Here is a 19,206-nt window from a genome sequence, read left to right on the forward strand (position 1 = left end):
TTTGGGTATGGACAGGACCGGCTCTTTCTGCTAAAGTGAAATTTATCCAATTGCATATCGACTGTTTGCGAAGGACGCAAGCTTACGGCATAAGCCGTTTAGCTGCGTCCTTTTTATTTTTCCGTATGACGGAAAACGATTTTACAGGCAAGGAGGTTTCCGATTGAACCGAAAAAGGAACTTAGTGATCAGTACCGGAGCCCTTCTTCTGGCCGGGCTGCTGGTCTATGGGGTGTATCTGCTCCAAATCCGTCAGGTGGAGCTGCAGCAGACGGTAGGGGTCGTCGTCCCTAAGGAATTCATCAAGGCAGGGACGCTTCTTACGGAGGATATGCTGGAGGTTATGCCGATGGTAAAGGGAGCATACCGGGAGCAAATGGCCGTAAGGGTGGAAGACTTGGTCGGCCAGGAGAATCTCGTTCCGCTTGGAGGGAAAGAGCCAGTGCTTCTCTGGAAGCTGGACCGGTTTCATCTCATGCCGGGGGAAGGGCAGGCTACCTTCCAGATCCCGAAGGACTATATTCTCTCCTTATCCGGAGGAATCCGGGCGGGGGATCAGGTCCGGCTGTACTTGTCCGGGAAGGAGGGGGCGATCCGGCTGTTCCCCCATGACATTACCGTTGCTTCCGTGAAGTCCGCCGCTAATGTAGAGGTGGATGATTCGAAGCAGTCTGCCATGACCTCCCGGTTCAGCGGAGACGCGGAGAAGATGTATGCCTCCCGCAGGGAGGCAAACGGGGCGATCGATCAAATCAATCTCAACCTGACGGAGGAGGAGTGGATCCGGATAGACGAAGCCTGCCGGAGCAAGCAGTCCAAGCTGGTGATCGCCTTCAGCTCGGCATCCCTTCCTCTTCCGCCGAAAGGAGTGGAACCATGAAGCAGATCCTGCCAGTAGACGGAAGGAGAAGGGTAGCTGTTTTCATCGGCACGACCCCGAATATCGGCACGACGCTGGTTGCGTATTCCGCTGCCGTTGCCGTCGCCAGGGAAACCGGAGGGAGAATCGGCTACCTGTGTCTCAATCTCAAAAGCTCGAAACTGCATCGGTACTTGGGCATAGACGAAGCTCCCGCTTCCTTGGACAGCCTGAGGGCGGATCTGAAATCCCGCTCGCTCACCAAGGAGAGGCTGATGCAGCATTGCAAGAAGGTGCCGGGCGCCGACGGCCTGTCCCTTCTTTTCGGGAGCCTGCTGAGGGAGCAGGCGGAATTTTTTCAGCCGGAGGACGTGGAGCATCTTCTCTGCGTAGCCGAGGAGGCATTCGATCTGGTTATCGCCGAAGTGAACGCGTATTGGGACAATGCCGCCACTGTTTGCGCCATGGAACAGGCCTCCGAGCGGTTCGTGGTCACCACTCCTGACATTACGCATTTTCAGGAGGACTTTCAGAGGTGGATGCGCACGTCGTGCTCCCTTCTCGGAATCCCGCTATCGGCCTGCCGGCTGATTGTGAACGGAGGCGATCCGGGAGGGGGCGGAGGAATTCGCTCCAAGGACATCGCCAAGGACATGGGAGTGGAGTTGGTGGCCGAGCTGACCCGGTATCCGGACGTAACCCGTTTCATCAATCAGGGGACGTTGACGGAATGGGCGGCGGGTCAGCCGCTCCTACGCCGGCAGCTGGACTCCGTTGCGGATTATTTAATGAAGATGAGCGGGCTTGCTCCCGCTCCGGCCAAAGCCCGAAAGACCATGAAGGAACGGATGTTTCCCCGAATAAGCGTGTAGAGGAGGGTGCGCATGATGCCAGGGAAGTTCTCCCTGCTGGCCTATGCCAATTCCAAGAACGGCCGTCAGATGCCGGCGGAGGAGTCAGCCGGCCGGGGACAGGCGGAGGAAGAAGCCAAGCGGATTTTTGACGGCTGGGCGGAAGAGATCCGCAGCGAGCTGGCCTCGGGCCGGGGCCGGTCGGAGGAAGAAAGGCAGCAGTATGGAGAGATGCTTAACCGCGCGGTACTGGGGTATGAGGAGGACCGGTTCCGCATCCTTATGATCATCCAGGACAAGCTCGCCAAGAAACGGATCGGGGACATTCGTCCTCCGAACCGTACTTACGGGACGCTGGCGGAAGCCATTTTTGCCGAGGTCATCGGACTGAACGTGCTGGAGCTCGTGCTCAAGAACAAGGAGGGCTTGGAGGAAATCCAGGTGGTGGGGACCAAGATTTTCGAAGTGCGGGGCGGCACTTCGCGCCCTTCCCCGGTGAAGATGAATTCCTTACGGGACGTGGAACGGATTCAGCAGAATCTGGTGCTGTATAACAACGACACGCTGAATCCCCGCAAAAGATGGGCGGAGGTAAGGCTGAAGGATGGTTCCCGCGTCACCATGACGGGATACGGGTATACGGCGGAGCCGACGCTGACCATCCGCTTTTACACGATGAACAGCTTTACTCTCCAAACCCTCTGCCTGCCCATCTACGAAACGATTAACGAGCCCATTCGGAGGCTGCTCACCTGTCTGCTCGCTTCCTGCTTCAATCTCGTCATCATCGGCCCAACGAACTCCGGGAAGACCAATCTCATCAAGGCCCTTGTTTCCGAGCTGCCCCAGGAGGAACGGATTGTTACCATCGAAGGCCGCTTTGAGCTTATGCTGAAGAGGGATTTTCCGGACCGGAATATCATAGAGTACGAAATGGACGAGACCGACCCGAAGCATTCCGGCGAACAGGCATTTAAGCTGGCTCTCCGCCAATCTCCGAAACGGATTGTGCATGCGGAGATCCGGGATGAAGATGCCAATCTGTATGTCCGTGCCTGCACGAGAGGGCATGAGGGAAGCATGACCTCGGTGCACGTCAACCAGTTGGAGGATGTGCCGGAGGCGATTACCGATATGTGCATGATGGATGGAAGAGGGATGAACCCGGACCGGCTGGTCAAACGGATCGCCGATTATGTCACGAATATCGGTCTGGAGATGGCGGTAGTCGACGGCAAAAGAAAGCTGGTCCGGATTGGGGAATATGAATATAAGGAAGGCGGGGTAGCGGTCCGCGATTTGGTCCGGTATGACCGGGAGAAGAAGGAGTGGGAGTTCCCCGGGGAGTTTACCCGAAAGGCCGTTCAGCGGATGGGGAGATACGACCGGGAGGGGCTTGCCGGGTTGGTGGAAGAGGGAGTGATCTCCGCATGCTGACGGCCGCCAAGTATGCCCTTTTGCTCCTGCTCTTCCTGCTGCTGTTCGCTTCGCTGAGAGGGTTTCTGCACCTTTTCATCGGCGAGAGGAAAGCCAGGCTGCGCCTGATTCATTCCCGCTCTTCTCCTTGGGAACACAAAGTAGCGGGGTGGGCGGAGAAGCTTCAAGGATGGACGGCCCATCTCAAGGATCTGCTGGAATCCAACCGGACCCGGATGTCCGTACGGATGTTTCTCGGTGTCTCCTTCCTCCTTCTTCTCGGTGGCTTTTCCTGCGGCTTTCTGCTGTTCTACAACATCAAAGGCGTTCTTTCCCTGACCGCGATTCTCGGAGCGCTGCCCTATCTCCTTATGAGAATGAGGCTGATTTCCCTGCAGCTGAAGACCCGGCTTGATTTTCTGCCGGCCGTCGAGGTGTTCTACCAATGTTACGTGCTGTCCGCCCATCCCAACATCCGCAATGTGCTTCGTACGGCTCTTGCCGACGACCGCATCCGGTATCCCCTGAAGCCGGTTTTCGAGCAGCTGCATCTTAATTTGTCCACGAGCCGAGAGGCAGAGGACAGCTTGAGGATTTTTGCCCTGACGCTCGGGCACCATTGGGGTGACTATTTTGTCAGCATTATCCGGATCGGCATGCTCGAAGGCAATGATGTCAGCGCGAATCTGCGGGACCTCGTCATGGACATGCGGCGCGCCCAGCTTTTTGACCAGAACGAGCGTACCCGGCTGATGGAAATCCGGATCGCCAGCTTCTCCCCGCTTTTGTTTCTCGGCGTCTTTCTGTTCGTGAATTTTAAGATCAATTACAACAACGCCTATACCTATTATGTGCTGGATCCCGGGGGAAGGAACATGCTGCTCGATGCGGGGCTGATGATCTTCGCGTCCTTCCTGATGGGCCTATATCTTTCGATGAAGAGGATGTAAGGAGGCGGAACCATGGGGGAAACCCCTATCATGCAAATCGTTCTCTGGCTGCAAAACGCCCTGCTGCTTGGTCTCGGCTTCGCGGGGTTCTACCACGGGCTTCAGCTGATTCCCGCCCGCCAAAGAAGAGTCGTGTTCCGCCAGCCCGGTGCCCCGGAGCCGGACCGGCTCCCTCCCGCCTCTCTGCTGAAGGCATTCGGGATTCGCGGGGACTCCGACTCTATGGAGGAAAAGAGGCAGCTCTTGGCTGGAGCGGGAATCCGGCTTCCTGTGCTTCGATTCGAGCTGCTGAGGAGGGCCGGGCTTGTTCTCATGCTGGCCGCGGGATTATGGGGATACGCGGGCAGGAGCCATCCGGTCCTGCTTCTCTATCTCCCCTCCCTGTATTGGATGCTGGCGGCTTTTTTGGGAGCTGCCGCTTTGCTCGCCGACAAGCCGGTGCTCGAGGCTCTGGTCAGGCAGCGGAGCTACCGCATCGTGAAGGAAATCTATGCCGTGAGCAATCAGCTCTTGTACTACAACGGCTCCCGGATGAATCTTCACGGCAAGCTGACCCGCTGCCTTCCGTATACCCGCATTTTGAGGAATGACCTGAGGCAGCTGCTCAACGATTGGTACCAGGATCCGGATCAGGCCCTCCGCACGTTCAAGGACCGGCTCGGGACGGATGACGGGGCGGGGTTTGCGGAGACGCTGCAGTCCATGCGGCTTCATGAGCATGAGGCGTTCTATGAGCTTCTGAAGCAGAGGATTCAAGATTTTAAAGACAAGCTTGATTTGATCAAGGAGGGGAAGAAAGAAACGACATCCTATTTGCTGTTTGTGCTGGCGGGCCTTCCGATCCTGAACACGTTCCGGATCTTTATCTACCCATGGGTGCAGGAGGGGCAGAAGCTATTTCAACAATTAAATTAACCGAGATAAAGGGGATGAAGGATAATGAGAAACATTTTGATGACGGTGATGCTCTTAATAGTAGTCGTTATTCTGTTTACCACCATTATTGACAAGGACAGCACCGGGACGAAGAGCATGATCAAAAGCAAGGGGGAAAGCATCAACACCGAGATCGGTACGCTGGTCAGTCCCTCCAAGCCCACTACTCCTTAAGGGGCCGGCATGAGACAGATTCTGGTTACCCTGCTGCTGATTATGACGGTTGTCGTCGTCTATAACGAAACGACGGCCGGCGAGAAGGGAACGAAAGGAAAGGTGAAGGAGGGAGGAGCCGCGGTCAACCGCACCATCCAAAGCATTAATCCTTAGCCGAGGTGAACATGAAACAAATTGTAGTCTTTCTTATGTTTGCCGCTCTGCTGTGCTGGTTCATGTTTGCCCCGATCTACAAGCATGTGCTTATCGTAAGGCAGGCGGTGCTTCAGAAGGAGGTCGATTATATGCTCGAAGTGGGAGCTAACGGAAGCAACGGCTTCATCGGACCCGATGCGGTACTGGAGTCACGAAGCCGCTTAGAGGAACGCGGCTTCCGCCCCGGGGACATCCGGTATGAGATCAGCACCACAACGGGAGTCGGCGCGACAGATCCGGACGCCCCGGTCCAGAGGGGAACGGGCATCCGGCTGAGAATCTCCTATCCGTATGAGCACCTGTTTCAGATCGACCGGCTGGCCGGAATCGTCCCGCCCGGCCCGGACGAACGGATGGCGGCAGCCGGCATGAAGATGAGTGAATATGTGCCCTAGTGCCTTATCCGGTAACTTTGTTGGCAAGAAAACCTCCGCATGCTCACGAGAATTAATAGGAAAGCAGAAATTCATTTGCGGAAAAGGCCCTAAAAGATCGGAAACCGGGTGAACCGTCATGTACAAGCTGATTCTTTTTACTCTGCTGGCCGGTTTCCTCATGGTTCTGCACGCGCTTCAAGCGGACGAGGAGATCTCCATGCATACGCTGTTTCACGCCAAGCACTCGCTTAACCGGGCAGTTCATGCCTCCGCCCAGCAGGCGGACTCCGCGAAGCTCGCGAGAGGGATCGTTTCGATCGATCCGGGGGAGGCCCGGGCGACGGCGCTCCGCTACCTTCAGGCGAATATGAGGCTGGATGAATCCAACACCCCTCTTCCGGACACCTTTCTGAGGGCGAAGGTGGACCTGCTGGCCTTTGAGGTCATTAACGAGGATCATGTCTTCCCCTATCGGTATTCGAATCCCGCTTACAGCTATTCTGTCGAGCTGAAGCGTCCGGCCGTCGTCATGATTATCCGCTTGGAATATCCACGGACGTATCCGGTGCTCGGGCCGATCGTTTGGGAGATCAAAGGCTCCTCCGAGCTTGTCTTCTAACAGAAGGCCGCCTCGACTTTGCCAGCCCGCCTTATAAGCTTCGTACGTCTTGGAGGTATCCGGTTCCGCTTGCAGGCTCACCCCAGCCATCCCGTTCGTTCTATCATCCAATAGAGAGCGAGTCCTGCCGCCGACAAGGAGAGAATTAGGGAGGCGGCCGGGTACCAGTCTCTCGATCGGGTCCGCAGAAGAATCGGGAAAACCGCTAGGACCAACGCAAGCTGGCCGGCCTCCACCCCCAGGTTGAAGGACAGCAGTGTGGCGACGAGATTCCGCTCGGGCAGCCCGAGCTCGGCCAAGGCGCCGGCGAACCCCAGCCCATGCACCAACCCGAAAAGAAAGACAAGCGGGAGGCGGGGAACGGTTCTGCGGGCGAACGCATTCTCCAAGGCTACGTACGCGATGCTTAAGGCGATAACCGCTTCGATCCATCGGGAAGGAAGAACGATGATCCGGGCAGCCACTAGAATAAGCGTAAGGGAATGGGCCGCTGTAAAGGTCGTGACAATGGCGGCCGCTTCTTTCAGCCGGGTAGCGGCCAGGAGCAGGACGAGCAGGAACAGCAGATGGTCATAGCCGGAGGAGATATGCCGGATTCCCTGGATGAAATACTGCCCCAGCATGGGAAGCATTCCCCTGTCTTCCTCCGATATGTAGAGGTAGGAGCGGTTACCCGCATTAAAGATTGTCTGGTCGGCAAAGTCGGGACCGTCCAGAAGGACAAGCTGGTTGACGTGCTCCCGATCATAATCATCAAATAGGAGCTCATACTGAACGAGCAGACTGGTAACCGCCGAGCCGGATCGGTAAACAAGATGAAAGGTGAAGCCCGGGATTACATCCTTGTTTTCCTCTTCTATTTCTTCCAGGCGGAAGGTCATGGGGACCCCCTCATTGGATAACGACAGCCGGCTGGACAAATAGTCGCCGATGTGGCCCGATTCCAGCTCCTCCTTGGTCACCTTGCCGTCCTGGCTGCTGTCATAGGGAAGCAGGCTCATCTCCGTCAGAAACAGGTCGTACCGGATGCTGTGGTCTTCCACCTTCAGGGTGGAAAACCCGGTATTCCCAGCATGAGCCGACGCAGAAGGGACCGCCCCGGACCAGAGCAGGAACAGCAGAAAGGCCGTCACGCCCCAACCGGCTTTTTTCATTGGACACCTCTAGTTTTTTTTAGTAGGATATATAGCAACTGTAAGTTTTTAATAAAACGCACATCGGATTTACGGGGCAAAAGGGGGAAGAACCATGCTGCGTTTAGGTCAAAAGGTTTACATCGTGTCGGATAGCTTGGAACAAAATCTTCCGGTAGGCGATTATGGTTTCATTATTGCTTATGATCGTAATGCCGACAATGTCTTTGATTATGTCGTTCGTATGCCGAAGTCCAACAAGCATGTTTTCGTACCGGCCTCGGACATTGAAGGGGAGGACATTCTTCTTCAGCAGGAAGCCGACCGTGTCGAACGGGAAGCCTTAATTGATTTTGCGCTTGCCACCCGAAACGAAGATTTGTTTAATAGAATCATGAACGGCGAGCCGGTGGAAGCTGCTCAGGAAGTGAGCAAGGAAGTCACCAGCCAGGCCGAATTTATTAAGCAGGTTAATTTGAAGGCTTGGATCTAAAGCCGACTTCTTAAGTTAGAAGAGGTGCACGACCGGTGGGGACCGGACCGTGCACCTTTTTGTGTTGTCCGGTATCCCCTTACAGCGGTTTATCCGAAGGCTTGCCGATCAAGTATCCCTGGGCGAGATCAAGGCCGATCGAACGGCAGAAGGCCAGCTCCTCGTTCCGCTCGATTCCTTCGGCGAGCACCTGTCCTCCGTAGGAATGGGCAAGCTCCCGGATACGGCGGATTTCCTCCTGCTTGCTCTCGTCCTCGTCGCAATGATCGACTAAGCCACGGTCTATTTTGACATAGTCCGGCTCCAGTCTCCGCATGACCTCGATGGTCGAAAAACCGGATCCGACATCATCCAGCGCGACCTTCATGCCGTTCTTTTTGTAGACCTCGAAGATGGTTTGCAGGTGGCGGATGTCTTCAATTTTCTCGGTTTCCACCACTTCGAATACGAAATCCTGCGGATCCTGCTCCAGCCGGTCGATGGCGGCAAACGTGTGGCTCAGGCAATAATTGGGGTTGTAAATGGAGGAGGGAAGAAAGTTGACGAACCTCTTGATTCCGCGCTCCAGCAGCCGGGCGGTGGTTTCGATGGCGGAAATTCGGGCCGACCGGTCAAGAAAGGAGTGCAGCCCCGTTTCCCGGGCGGTTTCGAACAGCTCGAACGGACGGAAGGAGCTGCCTTCCGGCGACGGCCGCAGCAGGCATTCATAGGCCGTTATCCGGTCTTCCCGTAGCGAAAGGATGGGTTGAAGAAAACTGGTGAATTGGTTCTCTTGAATGATCGATACCAACGGATGCTGCTCCATCCGGGCAAAATACGTTCGCACGGGGCCGAAAGAATCCGGACGGGGAACAAGACCCGGGACAGAGGTCAGATAGATGGAGGGGGAGCCGCCTGCGTCGGAAGAGGCCTTCAGGGCCTTCAATAAATCCAGCAGCCTTTCTTTCGTCTCATACGGAACGGAAAGATGGGACTCCCGCTCGTCAACAATGAAGCCATGCTCCAAGAGAGTAGGGGTTAGACGGGAATCAGCCTTGCGGATCAGGACGAAGCCGGTATCCTGGATAGGTTCCACGCGGCTGCAGGTTGGACAAGACATAGGAGCCTCCTGTTTGATGGCATCGAAATATAGGTCTTATGGCCTAAAAATGGACACAAAATTTGATACCATTATACCATTCGGGCAAGGAATTAAATAGAAAAGGTTGGGCGATTGAGTAAAAAAAACAAGTAATATATAATGGAAAGCATGATTTGCGGCTTCTGGCATCTTTTCGGGCCTTGGCAGATAAGTCAGCGGCCAGGGGGCCAAAGAAGACGCTTTTTTGAGGACGAAGCGAGGTGGAGATAAAATGAGCGTAACCATTAAAGATGTGGAGCACGTAGCCAAGCTGGCCCGGCTCGAATTGTCCGTTGAGGAGCAGCAGGTGTTCACGGGGCAGCTCAACGCCATTCTGAAGTATGCGGAGAAATTGAATGAGCTGAATACAGAAGGGGTCGAGCCGACCAGCCATCCGATGCCTTTGTCGAATGTGATGCGCGAGGATGAGGTTCGGCCTTCTCTTCCGGTCGAGACTGTGATGAGGAACGCACCGGACGAAGAGGATGGCCAGATCAAAGTCCCGGCCGTACTGGAATAATACGCTGGATAGGGGAAGGAGTTGGGCAAGTTGTCATTGTTTGAACGTAAGCTTCAAGAGATACATAACGATCTCGCCGACCGGACGCTTTCCGTCCAGGACCTGGTGAACGAATCCTTGTACAGAATCCAAGAAGTGGACCCCAAGGTAAAAGCTTTTCTGTCCGTTGACGAAGAAGGGGCCCGTCAAGCCGCCCTCTCGTTGGACGAGCAGCTGGCCAAAGGGGGAGAAAGAGGGCTTCTGTACGGCCTTCCCGCGGGGATTAAGGACAACATGAATACGGAAGGATGGAAAACGACCTGCGCCAGCAAGTTTCTGTCCAACCACACGTCCATCTATGACGCGACGGTTGTCCGCAAGCTTCGCGAAGCCCAATCCGTGACGATCGGAAAGCTTAACATGGACGAATTTGCCATGGGAGGCTCCAACGAGAATTCCGGCTTCCATCCTTCTTATAACCCCTGGAACTTGGATTACGTGCCGGGCGGCTCGAGCGGAGGCTCGGCGGCGGCGGTGGCGGCGGGGGAAGTGTATTTTGCGCTGGGCTCCGATACCGGGGGATCCATCCGGCAGCCGGCCGCCTACTGCGGCGTGGTCGGCCTGAAGCCGACCTACGGGCTCGTCTCCCGCTTCGGCCTCGTGGCGTTTGCTTCGTCCTTGGACCAGATCGGACCGATCACGAAGAACGTGGAAGACACCGCCTACGTGCTGCAGGCCATTGCCGGGCACGACCCGTTGGATTCGACGTCCCTTAAGTCGACGATTCCCGACTATATCAGTTCCTTAACGGGAGACGTTAAGAATCTGCGCATCGCCGTTCCGAAGGAATACATGGGCGAAGGCGTGTCTCCGCAGGTCAAGGAATCGGTGCTGTCCGCCCTGAAGGTATTGGAGGGGCTTGGCGCAACCTGGGAAGAGGTCTCTCTTCCTCATACGGAATACGCCGTGGCCACCTATTACCTGCTCGCCTCGTCGGAAGCGTCCTCCAACCTGGCCCGCTTTGACGGGGTTCGGTACGGGGTACGGACGGATAATGCGGACAACCTGATCGAGCTTTACCGCAAATCCCGCAGTGAAGGCTTCGGAGCCGAGGTGAAGCGCCGGATTATGCTCGGAACATATGCGCTCAGTTCGGGTTATTACGATGCCTACTACTTGAAGGCGCAGAAGGTACGCACGCTCATCAAGCAGGACTTTGAGAAAGTGTTTGAGCAATACGACGTGATCATCGGGCCTACGGCTCCGACTCCGGCCTTCCGGATCGGGGAGCAGGTCGACGACCCGCTGACCATGTACTTGAACGATATTTTAACCATTCCGGTCAGCCTCGCGGGCATTCCCGCCATCAGCATTCCTTGTGGAGCGGTGGACGGCTTGCCGGTGGGACTCCAAATCATCGGAAAAGCCTTGGACGAAGCGACGGTGCTTCGGACCGCCCATGCTTTTGAACAGCACACGGAATTTCATAAAGCGAGACCCCAACTTTAGAAGGAAGGAGGACCTCTAAGCATGACGACGACAACCAACAAATACGAAACGGTCATCGGGCTGGAAGTTCATGTGGAGCTGCATACCCGTTCCAAAATCTTCTGCGGCTGCTCCACTTCGTTCGGAGCCCCGCCCAACACCCATACCTGCCCTATCTGCCTGGGCTATCCGGGCGTTCTGCCCGTGCTGAACAAGCAGGCGGTGGAGTATGCAATGAAAGCCGCGATGGCGCTTAACTGTACGATCAATACGGACACGAAGTTCGACCGTAAAAATTACTTTTATCCCGATTCCCCCAAAGCCTACCAGATCTCCCAGTACGACAAGCCGATCGGGGAGAACGGCTGGATTGACATTGAGGTGGACGGCAAGACGAAGCGAATCGGCATTACCCGTCTTCATCTCGAGGAGGATGCCGGCAAGCTGACGCACGTGGACGGCGGCTTTGCTTCCCTGGTGGATTTCAACCGGGTGGGAACGCCTCTGGTCGAGATCGTATCGGAGCCGGATATCCGCACGCCGGAAGAGGCCCGCGCCTACCTCGAGAAGCTGAAGGCGATTATGCTGTACTGCGAAGTTTCCGATGTCAAAATGGAAGAGGGCTCGCTTCGCTGCGACGCCAACATCAGCATCCGGCCTTGGGGCCAGGAGAAATTCGGCACCCGCACGGAGCTGAAGAACATGAACTCCTTCCGCGGCGTTCAGCGCGGATTGGAGTATGAAGAGATCCGGCAGGCCGAAGTGCTGGACAGCGGCGGGCAGGTAACCCAGGAAACCCTTCGCTGGGACGACGCGGCCGGGCGCACCATTTCCATGCGCGGCAAGGAAGAAGCCCACGATTACCGTTATTTCCCGGACCCGGATCTGGTAACGCTAGCCATCAGCGAAGAATGGCTGGAAGCCGTCCGCCGCACCATTCCTGAGCTTCCCGATGCCCGTAAAGAACGGTACGCGAAGGAACTGGATCTCCCCGCCTACGATGCCGAGGTCATCACCTCCTCGAAGAAGCTGGCGGATTTCTTTGAAGAAAGCCTCACCTATACGAAGGACGCCAAGGCCGTGTCGAACTGGATCATGGGCGATTTGCTCGGCTATCTCAACGCGAACAACCTGGAGCTCGGCGACGTCAAAATCACCGGACAAGGCCTGGGGGAAATGATCGGCCTGATTGAGAAAGGCACCATCTCCAGCAAAATTGCCAAGACGGTCTTCAAAGAGCTGCTCGCTACCGGGAAAGCTCCTCAGCAGATCGTTGAGGAGCAGGGACTGGTCCAGATCAGCGACGAAGGAGCGATACAGGCGATCGTCGACAAGGTGATCGAGAGCAATCCTCAATCCGTCGCCGATTTCCAAGCCGGTAAAGAGAAGGCGGTAGGCTTCCTCGTCGGCCAGGTCATGAAGGAATCCAAAGGAAAGGCCAATCCGGGCCTTGTGAACAAGCTGATCGTCGACAAGCTGAGGGGGTAATCCTCCTCTATGATCCGCTTATTGAACCTTAACGATAACCGCGAGGCGCTTCAGGTTTTGGCGCTTCAACAGGCTTCCTATCGGGTAGAGGCCGACATCATCGGCTTCGAGGATATTCCTCCCTTAATGGACTCGATGGATTCGCTGAGAAGGTCGGGAGAAAGCTTCCTGGGCTCATTTGAGGATGAGGAGCTTGCTGGAATGCTGGCCTATACGAAAGCTAAAGGCCAGGTGACCATTTGCCGTCTTGGGGTTCATCCCGATTATTTCCGCAAAGGCACCGCAAGCCGGCTGCTGCTCCATCTGGAGGCCGCGGAGCCCGGGATTTCCCGTTTTGTCGTATCCACGGGCAGCCTCAATGAACCGGCCGTCCGGTTGTATAAGAAGCATGGCTTTGAGCCGACGGAAGAATGGGAAGTGGCCGAAGGGGTGGCGTTAACGACCTTTCGCAAAGATCGAAAATAATGGCACGCAGAAGTTTTAGTCCGGCAGGGCCGGCTGCAGCGGGAGACCGTATGCGGCTGGCTCTGTTTTTTTAGGCATCTTTTGGTTTACCGGCTGTCTCATCGGGTTAAAGGGATGTTGAAGCGTAGGGAAAGGAGGAGTTTCATGAGCCCCTGGGTGATCGAACCGGTCGATCTGGCCGTCCGTCTTTTGCTGGCTTTGCTGCTCGGAGGGTTAGTCGGATTTGAGAGGGAGCATACCAATCGTCCGGCCGGGTTCCGTACTCATATTCTGGTATGCTTGGGGTCCTGCCTGCTGATGCTGATTTCCATCTATGCGTTTGCGGACTTCGCTGGCGAAACGAACGTGCGGCTGGATCCTTCCCGGCTGGCGGCGCAGGTTATTCCGGGAATCGGCTTTCTCGGCGCGGGAACCATTATGAGGAACGGGTTTTCCGTCACCGGCTTAACCACGGCCGCCTCCCTCTGGATCGTCTCGGCCATTGGACTTGCCGTGGGTTCGGGGTTTTACCTCGGTGCCTTTACAGCCACGGCCATGTCCCTGCTTAGTCTTTGGGTGTTTAACAAAATCGAGAAGAAGTATTTCAGCGACAAGCGCATCTACACCCTCAAAATCATGACGGAGCCTAAGCCGGGAACGCTCGGCCTCATTTCGGCTAAGCTGGAGGAGCGAGGAATCAGCGTCCGCAAGATGGTGATGGAGGAGGAGTCCGACCGTGATGTTCCTTATATGGAGATGACCCTCCTGATTAAAGTCCCCAAGTCCAATATGGCGGCGATGGTAGCAGAGGAAATCCGTTCCGTGGCGGGGGTGAGGAGCATTACCCTGGAAACGGGCTGAGAAGCAGCGGTTTCCTTCATTGACAAAAAGCAAAAAGCGCGCGTAAAATGAGAGACAAACCACACGGGCGGTGAAAGCAATGGTTCCACGGTTCCAACAAGCCATAGAAAAGCTCAAAGTGACGGGTGTCCGGATGACTCCCCAGAGGCACGCCATCCTGTCGTACCTGTTGGAGACCACGGCTCATCCGACGGCAGACGATATCTACAAGGCCCTGTCCTCCCGCTTCCCCAGCATGAGTGTCGCCACGGTCTACAACAACCTCAAGGTATTTATCGATTCCGGCCTGGTCAAAGAACTGAATTACGGGGATGCGTCCAGCCGGTTTGATGCGGATATGTCCAACCATTATCACGCGCTGTGCCGCAAATGCGGGCGGATTTCGGATTTCACCTTTCCGGTTATGACAGAAGCGGAGAATGCCGCGGCCATGGAAACCGGTTTTGCCATAGAGGGACATCGGCTTGAGGTATACGGGACATGCGCGAGCTGTCGTTCGGTTCAGACGCATTGAGAGATTTCGGAAGTCAACTTTATGGAAATATAGTATAATGGACCTACCTCGAAGGAAGCGTTTCGGGCAGGTCTTTTTTTATGGGCTGACAGCCGCTTTCATCGAATGATCTTGCAGAAGGAAGTGCATCATGGAATCTTCGCTGCGCCCGCCCCGCACCAAGCCGGGAGGACGGAGAATTTGGTTTTTGCTCTTATCGCTTCTTGTTATCAGTTTATTATTGGCTTGGGGATGCTGGCTTCTCTGGCCCAATAGCCAACACGAAACCCCCTCCTTTAACGGATTAACCAAGCCTGTCTTTTACCGGGGAGAGCTTCTTGAACGGTCCGCGCTGGGAGAGAAGGAGGGGCTGAAGCTGCCCTATGCCTTCATCAAAGAGAAAATAGATCCTACGATTCGCTACGAGGAGCCGAGTCAATCCGTTATCATCACCACCGAGGATAAAGTGGTCCGACTCCGGACCAGCCAGCTGACGGCCCTGGTTAACGAGAAGCCTTTCCAAATCCGCTTTGCCGTGGAACAGAAGGGAGAATCTCTCTATCTGCCGGTGGATCCTCTTAAAGAATATTATTCCTTTGTTATTCACGAATCGGATAAGACGAATCTTGTAACCGTAAACAAAGGCGGAGACTCCGTTCAATGGGGAAAAACGCCGGCCTCCTCCAAGGGGAAGACCCGGGCACTTCGTGCGGAGCCTACCGTCAAGGCGGTAATTTATGCGGATTTGCCGCCCGAAGAAGAAGTGATGATATGGGGAGAGGAAAACGGCTGGTACTATGTCCAGCAGAAGGATGGCTACACCGGCTATGTCCGCAAGTCGGAGCTCATTCTTAGCCGAATCGAAACGATCCCTAACCCCGTCAAAGAGAAAGAGCACCTCCCCTGGAAGCCGACCGGGAGCCGGATTAACCTGACCTGGCAGCAGGTGACGGCGGCCAAGGCGGTCGACACCACCAAAATCGGTCCTATGCCCGGACTTAACGTGATCAGCCCCCAATGGTTTCATCTGCTGGACGGGGAAGGCAACCTTCAGAATTTGGCGGATCCCGCCTACTTGAAATGGGCGCATGACCGGGGCTACCAGGTTTGGGCACTTTTCAGCAACGGCTTTGAGCCCAAACGGACAGCGGAAGCCCTGTCGACCTACGACCGGAGAATGAAGATGATCAAGCAGCTTCTTGCCTACGCCGAGATGTATTCCCTGCAGGGGATAAATATCGACTTTGAGAACATCTACCTGAAAGAGAAGGAGAACCTCGTCCAATTTGTCCGCGAAATGGTTCCCCTGCTTCATGAGCAGAATCTGGTGGTTTCGATCGATGTGGCCGTTAAGGACGGCTCCGAAATGTATTCACGGTTTATGGACCGCCGGGCGGTCGGGGAGGTGGTCGATTATATGATGGTGATGACGTATGACGAGCATTGGGCGACCAGTCCCAAAGCCGGCTCCGTCGCCTCCCTGCCGTGGGTGGAGAAAGGGATTGTCCAAATTATTAAAGAGGACGCGGTCCCTCCATCGAAGCTTCTTCTGGGCATTCCTTTCTACACCCGGATATGGACGGAGCAGCCGAAGGACGGCAAGACCGCCGTTACCTCCAAAGCCGTTTCTATGGAAGCGGTGCAGAAAATTATAGAAGAGAAGAAGCTGACGCCGGCTTGGGACGAGGAGGCCGGTCAGAATTATGTTCAATACACCGAGGATGACAAAACCGTGAAGATCTGGATCGAGGATGCCGTATCCGTCCAAAGCCGGGTGGACCTAGCCAAAAAATTAGATCTTGCGGGAGTGGCTTCCTGGAGCCGCGCCTTCGAAACACCGGACATTTGGACCGTTATCCAGGAAACACTTGAGAAGAGGCCCTAAACCCATAAGAAAACCGCAAGCCCGGCTGACGGACTTGCGGTTTTTGATGTGACCGAAGCTATTGGGAAGGATCGGGCTGCTTTTTAAGACTGCTCCAGTTCTTCCGGTTTGGTTGTGGCGGCGGAAGGGTCGAGCGTCAGAATGGTTTTGCAGAACATGCACCGGTCGGTTTTGCCGAGAATTTTGGTCATGCGTCCGCATTCGGGACATTCCAGCGAAACGGCGCTTGTGGACAGCATCCCGGCCCAGAAGTAAACGGCCATGCTTCCCATAATGCTGATCATGCCTAGGACGAGGAATATGGCGGCAAGAATGCGGCCGAAGGTTCCCCAGTTGAATACGATCCCGGCCAGCCCCACAATCATAATCAGCATTCCGATCATAGTAAGGAGCAAGCCCCACAGGCGAAATTCATTAACCTTGCTTGATTTCAAAAGCATGCGTTCATCTTCTTTCTTTTCATGTGATTTGGTCCGCCGTGCAGGAAAACGGTGCTCAAATGTAGAATAGGTAGAGCAGGAGAGGATCAGGGATGGAAGCAGTCATTAAAGCTTGGGTCGATCAATATAAGAACGATGGGGAAGTTACGGGTGTCCTTGTCTTTCATAATCAAACGAAGCTGGCGGCTTTAACCGACCGTTTCGATCTGGTCGTTCTTGTCATAACCAGAGAAGATAGTCCGACTAGCAATCTATTTCATTATATAAAAGACGGATACAGGATACAAGAACGGCGTCTTACGGAAACTTCCTTGAGAAGATGGGCCTACTTCGGCCCGGAACGGGACGTAATTCGCTGGATTTTGCAAGGAGAGATTGTATTGGATAAAGAGCTTCATCTGGAAAGCTTCCGAAATCATCTGCTCGAATTTCCTGAAAGCCTTAAAGAGCAGAAGCTCCTCGTGGAATTTTCCCTTTTCGTCAGAACTTATTTGCAGAGCAAGGAATATGTCCTGGAGAATCATTTGATGGATGCTTACGGCAATCTGCTGGAGGCTTTGCATCATTGGGCCCGGATGGCCATCATTGAACAGGGGATTCATCCCGAGGTGACGGTGTGGCAGCAGATTCGCCGGATCAACCCCGGGGTGTACAAGCTGTATGAAGAGCTTACCTCAAGCGGGGAATCCCTTCTGCAGCGGGTACAGCTCGTTCTGCTGGCCTGTGAATTCTCCGTCGTTTCCAAAATGGAAAGCTGCTGCCGCGTTCTCCTACGCATTCTGGAAAGCCGGGAGGAGCCTTGGAGCGTGGCGGAAATTCAGGACCAGAAGGAAATGGTGGACGTTCAGGTCCAGCTGTCTTTGCTGCTCAACAAGCTCGTGCAGAAATCGCTAATCCGGGAAGTGGCCGTGCCGCTTGACGACAGCTTTAGCCGATTCGAGCTCCGCTATACCCGGTAAGGAAGAACTATGCTATACTGATTCTATAGTTTACCACTAGGGGTGCCCTTTTGCGGGCTGAGACGATACCCTTGGAACCTGTCCGGCATGAAATCATGCCCCTGGATCATACCAGCGTAGGGAAGTGGGATGCAGCTTAATGGATAGAAAATTCCAGGAAAGCCGACCCCTTTGGGCCGGCTTTTTTTAATGCGGACCGATGATCGCTGGTTGTGCCAGGAAGCGTCAGCCCCCGTGGAACCGGTAAGGAGGTGGAGAGGGTGGAGTTGATTGTGAACGGTGAAGCCAGAGTGGTCGAGAACGTCTCAAGCGTGGCGGATATGCTGAGTACGTTTAAGCTCGAGAACAAAATTCTGGTGGTGGAAGTAAATCGAAGCATCGTAGACCGCAGCCAATATTCCGAAACCCCCCTGAGCAACGGGGACCGGGTGGAAATTGTTCATTTTGTCGGCGGCGGATAAACCCAAACAGGAGGCATACATCATTATGACGGAACAATTGGTAATTGGACCTTATACGTTTCATTCCCGGCTTCTTCTTGGAACCGGTAAGTTTTCTTCTATGGAGGTGCAGAGCGGGGCGGTAGCTTCTTCAGAGACGGAGGTTCTGACCTTCGCCATCCGCAGACTGCCGATCGACCAGCCGGATGCGCCTAATTTCCTTGAAAGCTTGGATTTGAAGAAATATACCCTGCTGCCTAATACGGCCGGGGCTTATACGGTCGAGGAAGCGGTCCGCATAGCGAGGCTGGCCAAAGCAAGCGGCTTGTGCGACATGATCAAAGTGGAGGTCATCGGAGACCCCAAAACGCTGCTGCCCGACCCGATCGGGACGTTGGAAGCCACCAAAATTTTGGTCGAGGAAGGATTTGTCGTTCTTCCTTATACGTCGGATGATCCGATTCTGGCACGCAAGCTTCAAGAGGCGGGGGCGGCGGCCGTTATGCCGGGAGCTTCACCGATCGGGTCCGGTCAAGGGATTGTCAATCCCAACAACCTGAAGTTCATTATAGAGGAGGCCAAGGTGCCGGTTATTGTGGATGCCGGAATCGGCGCTCCTTCCGATGCGGCGCTTGCAATGGAACTGGGGGCGGACGGAGTCCTTCTTAACACCGCCGTGTCCCTGGCGGATGACCCGGTTCGAATGGCAGAAGCCTTTAAATGGGCTGTGAGAGCGGGGCGACAAGGCTATCTAGCCGGTCGGATCCCCAAAAAGCGTTATGCTTCCGCAAGCTCGCCTGAGATCGGAATGATTGAGTAAAGGATGCATGGGGGTCCCCTTCTGCTTGCAGAAGGGGCTCTATTTAAGATCGGCAATTTCATTAAATTTGATGCTTGACTTAGGGAATGGCTTTATGATAAATTAGTCTTCGCTGCTTCGGAAGGGACAAGCAAAATGGACCATCCAAACGGTGTCAAGCTTAGTATCTCAAATCAGCCCAAAAATAATGCTTGCATTCTTCGGACGGTTTGTGATATATTATGAAGGTCGCTGTTAAACAAGACTAGGTTTTGAGAGACTCT

23 protein-coding genes are annotated in these 19,206 nt (G+C 54.9%); 20 read left to right on the forward strand and 3 right to left on the reverse strand.

The genetic code is table 11. From position 1 onward, the window contains the following. The first annotated feature begins 163 nt into the window (after positions 1-163). From MJA45_RS05130 to MJA45_RS05170, 9 genes are all read left to right on the forward strand, one after another. A complete protein-coding gene (locus tag MJA45_RS05130) occupies positions 164-880 on the forward strand; it encodes a CpaB family protein (RefSeq protein ID WP_315606214.1) in 717 nt (238 codons plus the stop codon). Beyond that, positions 877-1,731, forward strand: coding sequence for a P-loop NTPase family protein (locus MJA45_RS05135; RefSeq protein WP_315606215.1), 855 nt, complete (start codon positions 877-879; stop codon positions 1,729-1,731). The genes MJA45_RS05130 and MJA45_RS05135 overlap by 4 nt, the downstream gene beginning before the upstream one ends. Positions 1,732-1,743: 12 nt before the next feature. Next, positions 1,744-3,147 carry an ATPase, T2SS/T4P/T4SS family gene (locus tag MJA45_RS05140; protein WP_315606216.1) on the forward strand — a complete coding sequence of 468 codons (1,404 nt, stop codon included), beginning with the start codon at positions 1,744-1,746 and terminating at the stop codon, positions 3,145-3,147. Beyond that, on the forward strand, positions 3,141-4,076 hold the full coding sequence (locus MJA45_RS05145) for a type II secretion system F family protein (RefSeq protein WP_315606217.1): 936 nt from the start codon (positions 3,141-3,143) through the stop codon (positions 4,074-4,076). Before MJA45_RS05140 ends, MJA45_RS05145 begins: the two co-directional genes overlap by 7 nt. Positions 4,077-4,088: 12 nt before the next feature. Next, positions 4,089-4,991, forward strand: coding sequence for a hypothetical protein (locus MJA45_RS05150; protein WP_315606218.1), 903 nt, complete (start codon positions 4,089-4,091; stop codon positions 4,989-4,991). Between the two features lie 24 nt (positions 4,992-5,015). After that, entirely contained in the window at positions 5,016-5,186 is a 171-nt protein-coding gene (locus MJA45_RS05155; RefSeq protein WP_315606219.1) for a hypothetical protein, read from the forward strand. 9 nt (positions 5,187-5,195) lie between these two features. Beyond that, the gene (locus MJA45_RS05160) at positions 5,196-5,342 is read left to right on the forward strand and encodes a hypothetical protein (RefSeq protein WP_315606220.1); all 147 of its coding nucleotides are present in this window, start codon (positions 5,196-5,198) and stop codon (positions 5,340-5,342) included. 11 nt (positions 5,343-5,353) lie between these two features. Then, on the forward strand, positions 5,354-5,779 hold the full coding sequence (locus tag MJA45_RS05165) for a PASTA domain-containing protein (RefSeq protein WP_315606221.1): 426 nt from the start codon (positions 5,354-5,356) through the stop codon (positions 5,777-5,779). Positions 5,780-5,897: 118 nt separating this feature from the next. Next, complete coding sequence (locus MJA45_RS05170) at positions 5,898-6,380, forward strand: hypothetical protein (RefSeq protein WP_315606222.1); 483 nt, start codon at positions 5,898-5,900, stop codon at positions 6,378-6,380. 77 nt (positions 6,381-6,457) lie between these two features. Here MJA45_RS05170 and MJA45_RS05175 read toward each other — a convergent pair whose 3' ends face one another. Then, positions 6,458-7,534 carry a HupE/UreJ family protein gene (locus MJA45_RS05175; RefSeq protein ID WP_315606223.1) on the reverse strand — a complete coding sequence of 359 codons (1,077 nt, stop codon included), beginning with the start codon at positions 7,532-7,534 and terminating at the stop codon, positions 6,458-6,460. 94 nt (positions 7,535-7,628) lie between these two features. On the opposite strand from MJA45_RS05175, the gene MJA45_RS05180 reads away from it, so the two are divergent. Then, positions 7,629-8,006: an ATPase gene (locus MJA45_RS05180; RefSeq protein ID WP_315606224.1), complete on the forward strand. Its 378-nt coding sequence runs from the start codon at positions 7,629-7,631 to the stop codon at positions 8,004-8,006. Between the two features lie 79 nt (positions 8,007-8,085). Here the strand turns inward: MJA45_RS05180 and MJA45_RS05185 are convergent, their stop codons facing one another. Then, positions 8,086-9,081, reverse strand: a complete 996-nt coding sequence (locus MJA45_RS05185) for an EAL domain-containing protein (RefSeq protein ID WP_315606225.1) — start codon at positions 9,079-9,081, stop codon at positions 8,086-8,088. A 277-nt stretch (positions 9,082-9,358) separates the two neighbouring features. Here MJA45_RS05185 and gatC point away from each other — a divergent pair, with 277 nt between their 5' ends. The 7 genes from gatC (at position 9,359) to MJA45_RS05220 (ending at position 16,284) form a co-directional block, all read left to right on the forward strand. Next, complete coding sequence (gatC, locus tag MJA45_RS05190) at positions 9,359-9,646, forward strand: Asp-tRNA(Asn)/Glu-tRNA(Gln) amidotransferase subunit GatC (RefSeq protein ID WP_315606226.1); 288 nt, start codon at positions 9,359-9,361, stop codon at positions 9,644-9,646. Positions 9,647-9,676: 30 nt separating this feature from the next. Then, positions 9,677-11,134, forward strand: a complete 1,458-nt coding sequence (gene gatA, locus MJA45_RS05195) for an Asp-tRNA(Asn)/Glu-tRNA(Gln) amidotransferase subunit GatA (protein WP_315606227.1) — start codon at positions 9,677-9,679, stop codon at positions 11,132-11,134. 21 nt (positions 11,135-11,155) lie between these two features. Continuing rightward, positions 11,156-12,601, forward strand: a complete 1,446-nt coding sequence (gatB, locus tag MJA45_RS05200) for an Asp-tRNA(Asn)/Glu-tRNA(Gln) amidotransferase subunit GatB (protein WP_315606228.1) — start codon at positions 11,156-11,158, stop codon at positions 12,599-12,601. 9 nt (positions 12,602-12,610) lie between these two features. After that, entirely contained in the window at positions 12,611-13,066 is a 456-nt protein-coding gene (locus MJA45_RS05205; RefSeq protein ID WP_315606229.1) for a GNAT family N-acetyltransferase, read from the forward strand. Positions 13,067-13,210: 144 nt separating this feature from the next. Continuing rightward, a complete protein-coding gene (locus tag MJA45_RS05210) occupies positions 13,211-13,906 on the forward strand; it encodes an MgtC/SapB family protein (RefSeq protein ID WP_315606230.1) in 696 nt (231 codons plus the stop codon). Positions 13,907-13,985: 79 nt separating this feature from the next. Further along, positions 13,986-14,420, forward strand: coding sequence for a Fur family transcriptional regulator (locus MJA45_RS05215; RefSeq protein WP_315606231.1), 435 nt, complete (start codon positions 13,986-13,988; stop codon positions 14,418-14,420). Positions 14,421-14,550: 130 nt separating this feature from the next. Continuing rightward, positions 14,551-16,284: a glycosyl hydrolase family 18 protein gene (locus MJA45_RS05220; RefSeq protein WP_315606232.1), complete on the forward strand. Its 1,734-nt coding sequence runs from the start codon at positions 14,551-14,553 to the stop codon at positions 16,282-16,284. A gap of 83 nt (positions 16,285-16,367) precedes the next feature. Here MJA45_RS05220 and MJA45_RS05225 read toward each other — a convergent pair whose 3' ends face one another. Beyond that, positions 16,368-16,724 (reverse strand): DUF2614 family zinc ribbon-containing protein, encoded by a 357-nt coding sequence (locus MJA45_RS05225; RefSeq protein WP_315606233.1) that lies wholly within the window; start codon positions 16,722-16,724, stop codon positions 16,368-16,370. A gap of 92 nt (positions 16,725-16,816) precedes the next feature. On the opposite strand from MJA45_RS05225, the gene MJA45_RS05230 reads away from it, so the two are divergent. The 3 genes from MJA45_RS05230 to MJA45_RS05240 all read left to right on the forward strand — a co-directional run bounded on the left by MJA45_RS05230 (position 16,817) and on the right by MJA45_RS05240 (position 18,943). Then, positions 16,817-17,683 carry a nucleotidyltransferase-like protein gene (locus MJA45_RS05230; protein WP_315606234.1) on the forward strand — a complete coding sequence of 289 codons (867 nt, stop codon included), beginning with the start codon at positions 16,817-16,819 and terminating at the stop codon, positions 17,681-17,683. Positions 17,684-17,943: 260 nt separating this feature from the next. Beyond that, on the forward strand, positions 17,944-18,144 hold the full coding sequence (gene thiS / locus MJA45_RS05235) for a sulfur carrier protein ThiS (RefSeq protein ID WP_315606235.1): 201 nt from the start codon (positions 17,944-17,946) through the stop codon (positions 18,142-18,144). Between the two features lie 25 nt (positions 18,145-18,169). After that, positions 18,170-18,943: a thiazole synthase gene (locus MJA45_RS05240; RefSeq protein ID WP_315606236.1), complete on the forward strand. Its 774-nt coding sequence runs from the start codon at positions 18,170-18,172 to the stop codon at positions 18,941-18,943. Positions 18,944-19,206: the final 263 nt, after the last annotated feature.

Origin of the sequence: Paenibacillus aurantius, assembly GCF_032268605.1 — a bacterium.
GTDB classification, from domain to species: domain Bacteria; phylum Bacillota; class Bacilli; order Paenibacillales; family NBRC-103111; genus Paenibacillus_AO; species Paenibacillus_AO aurantius.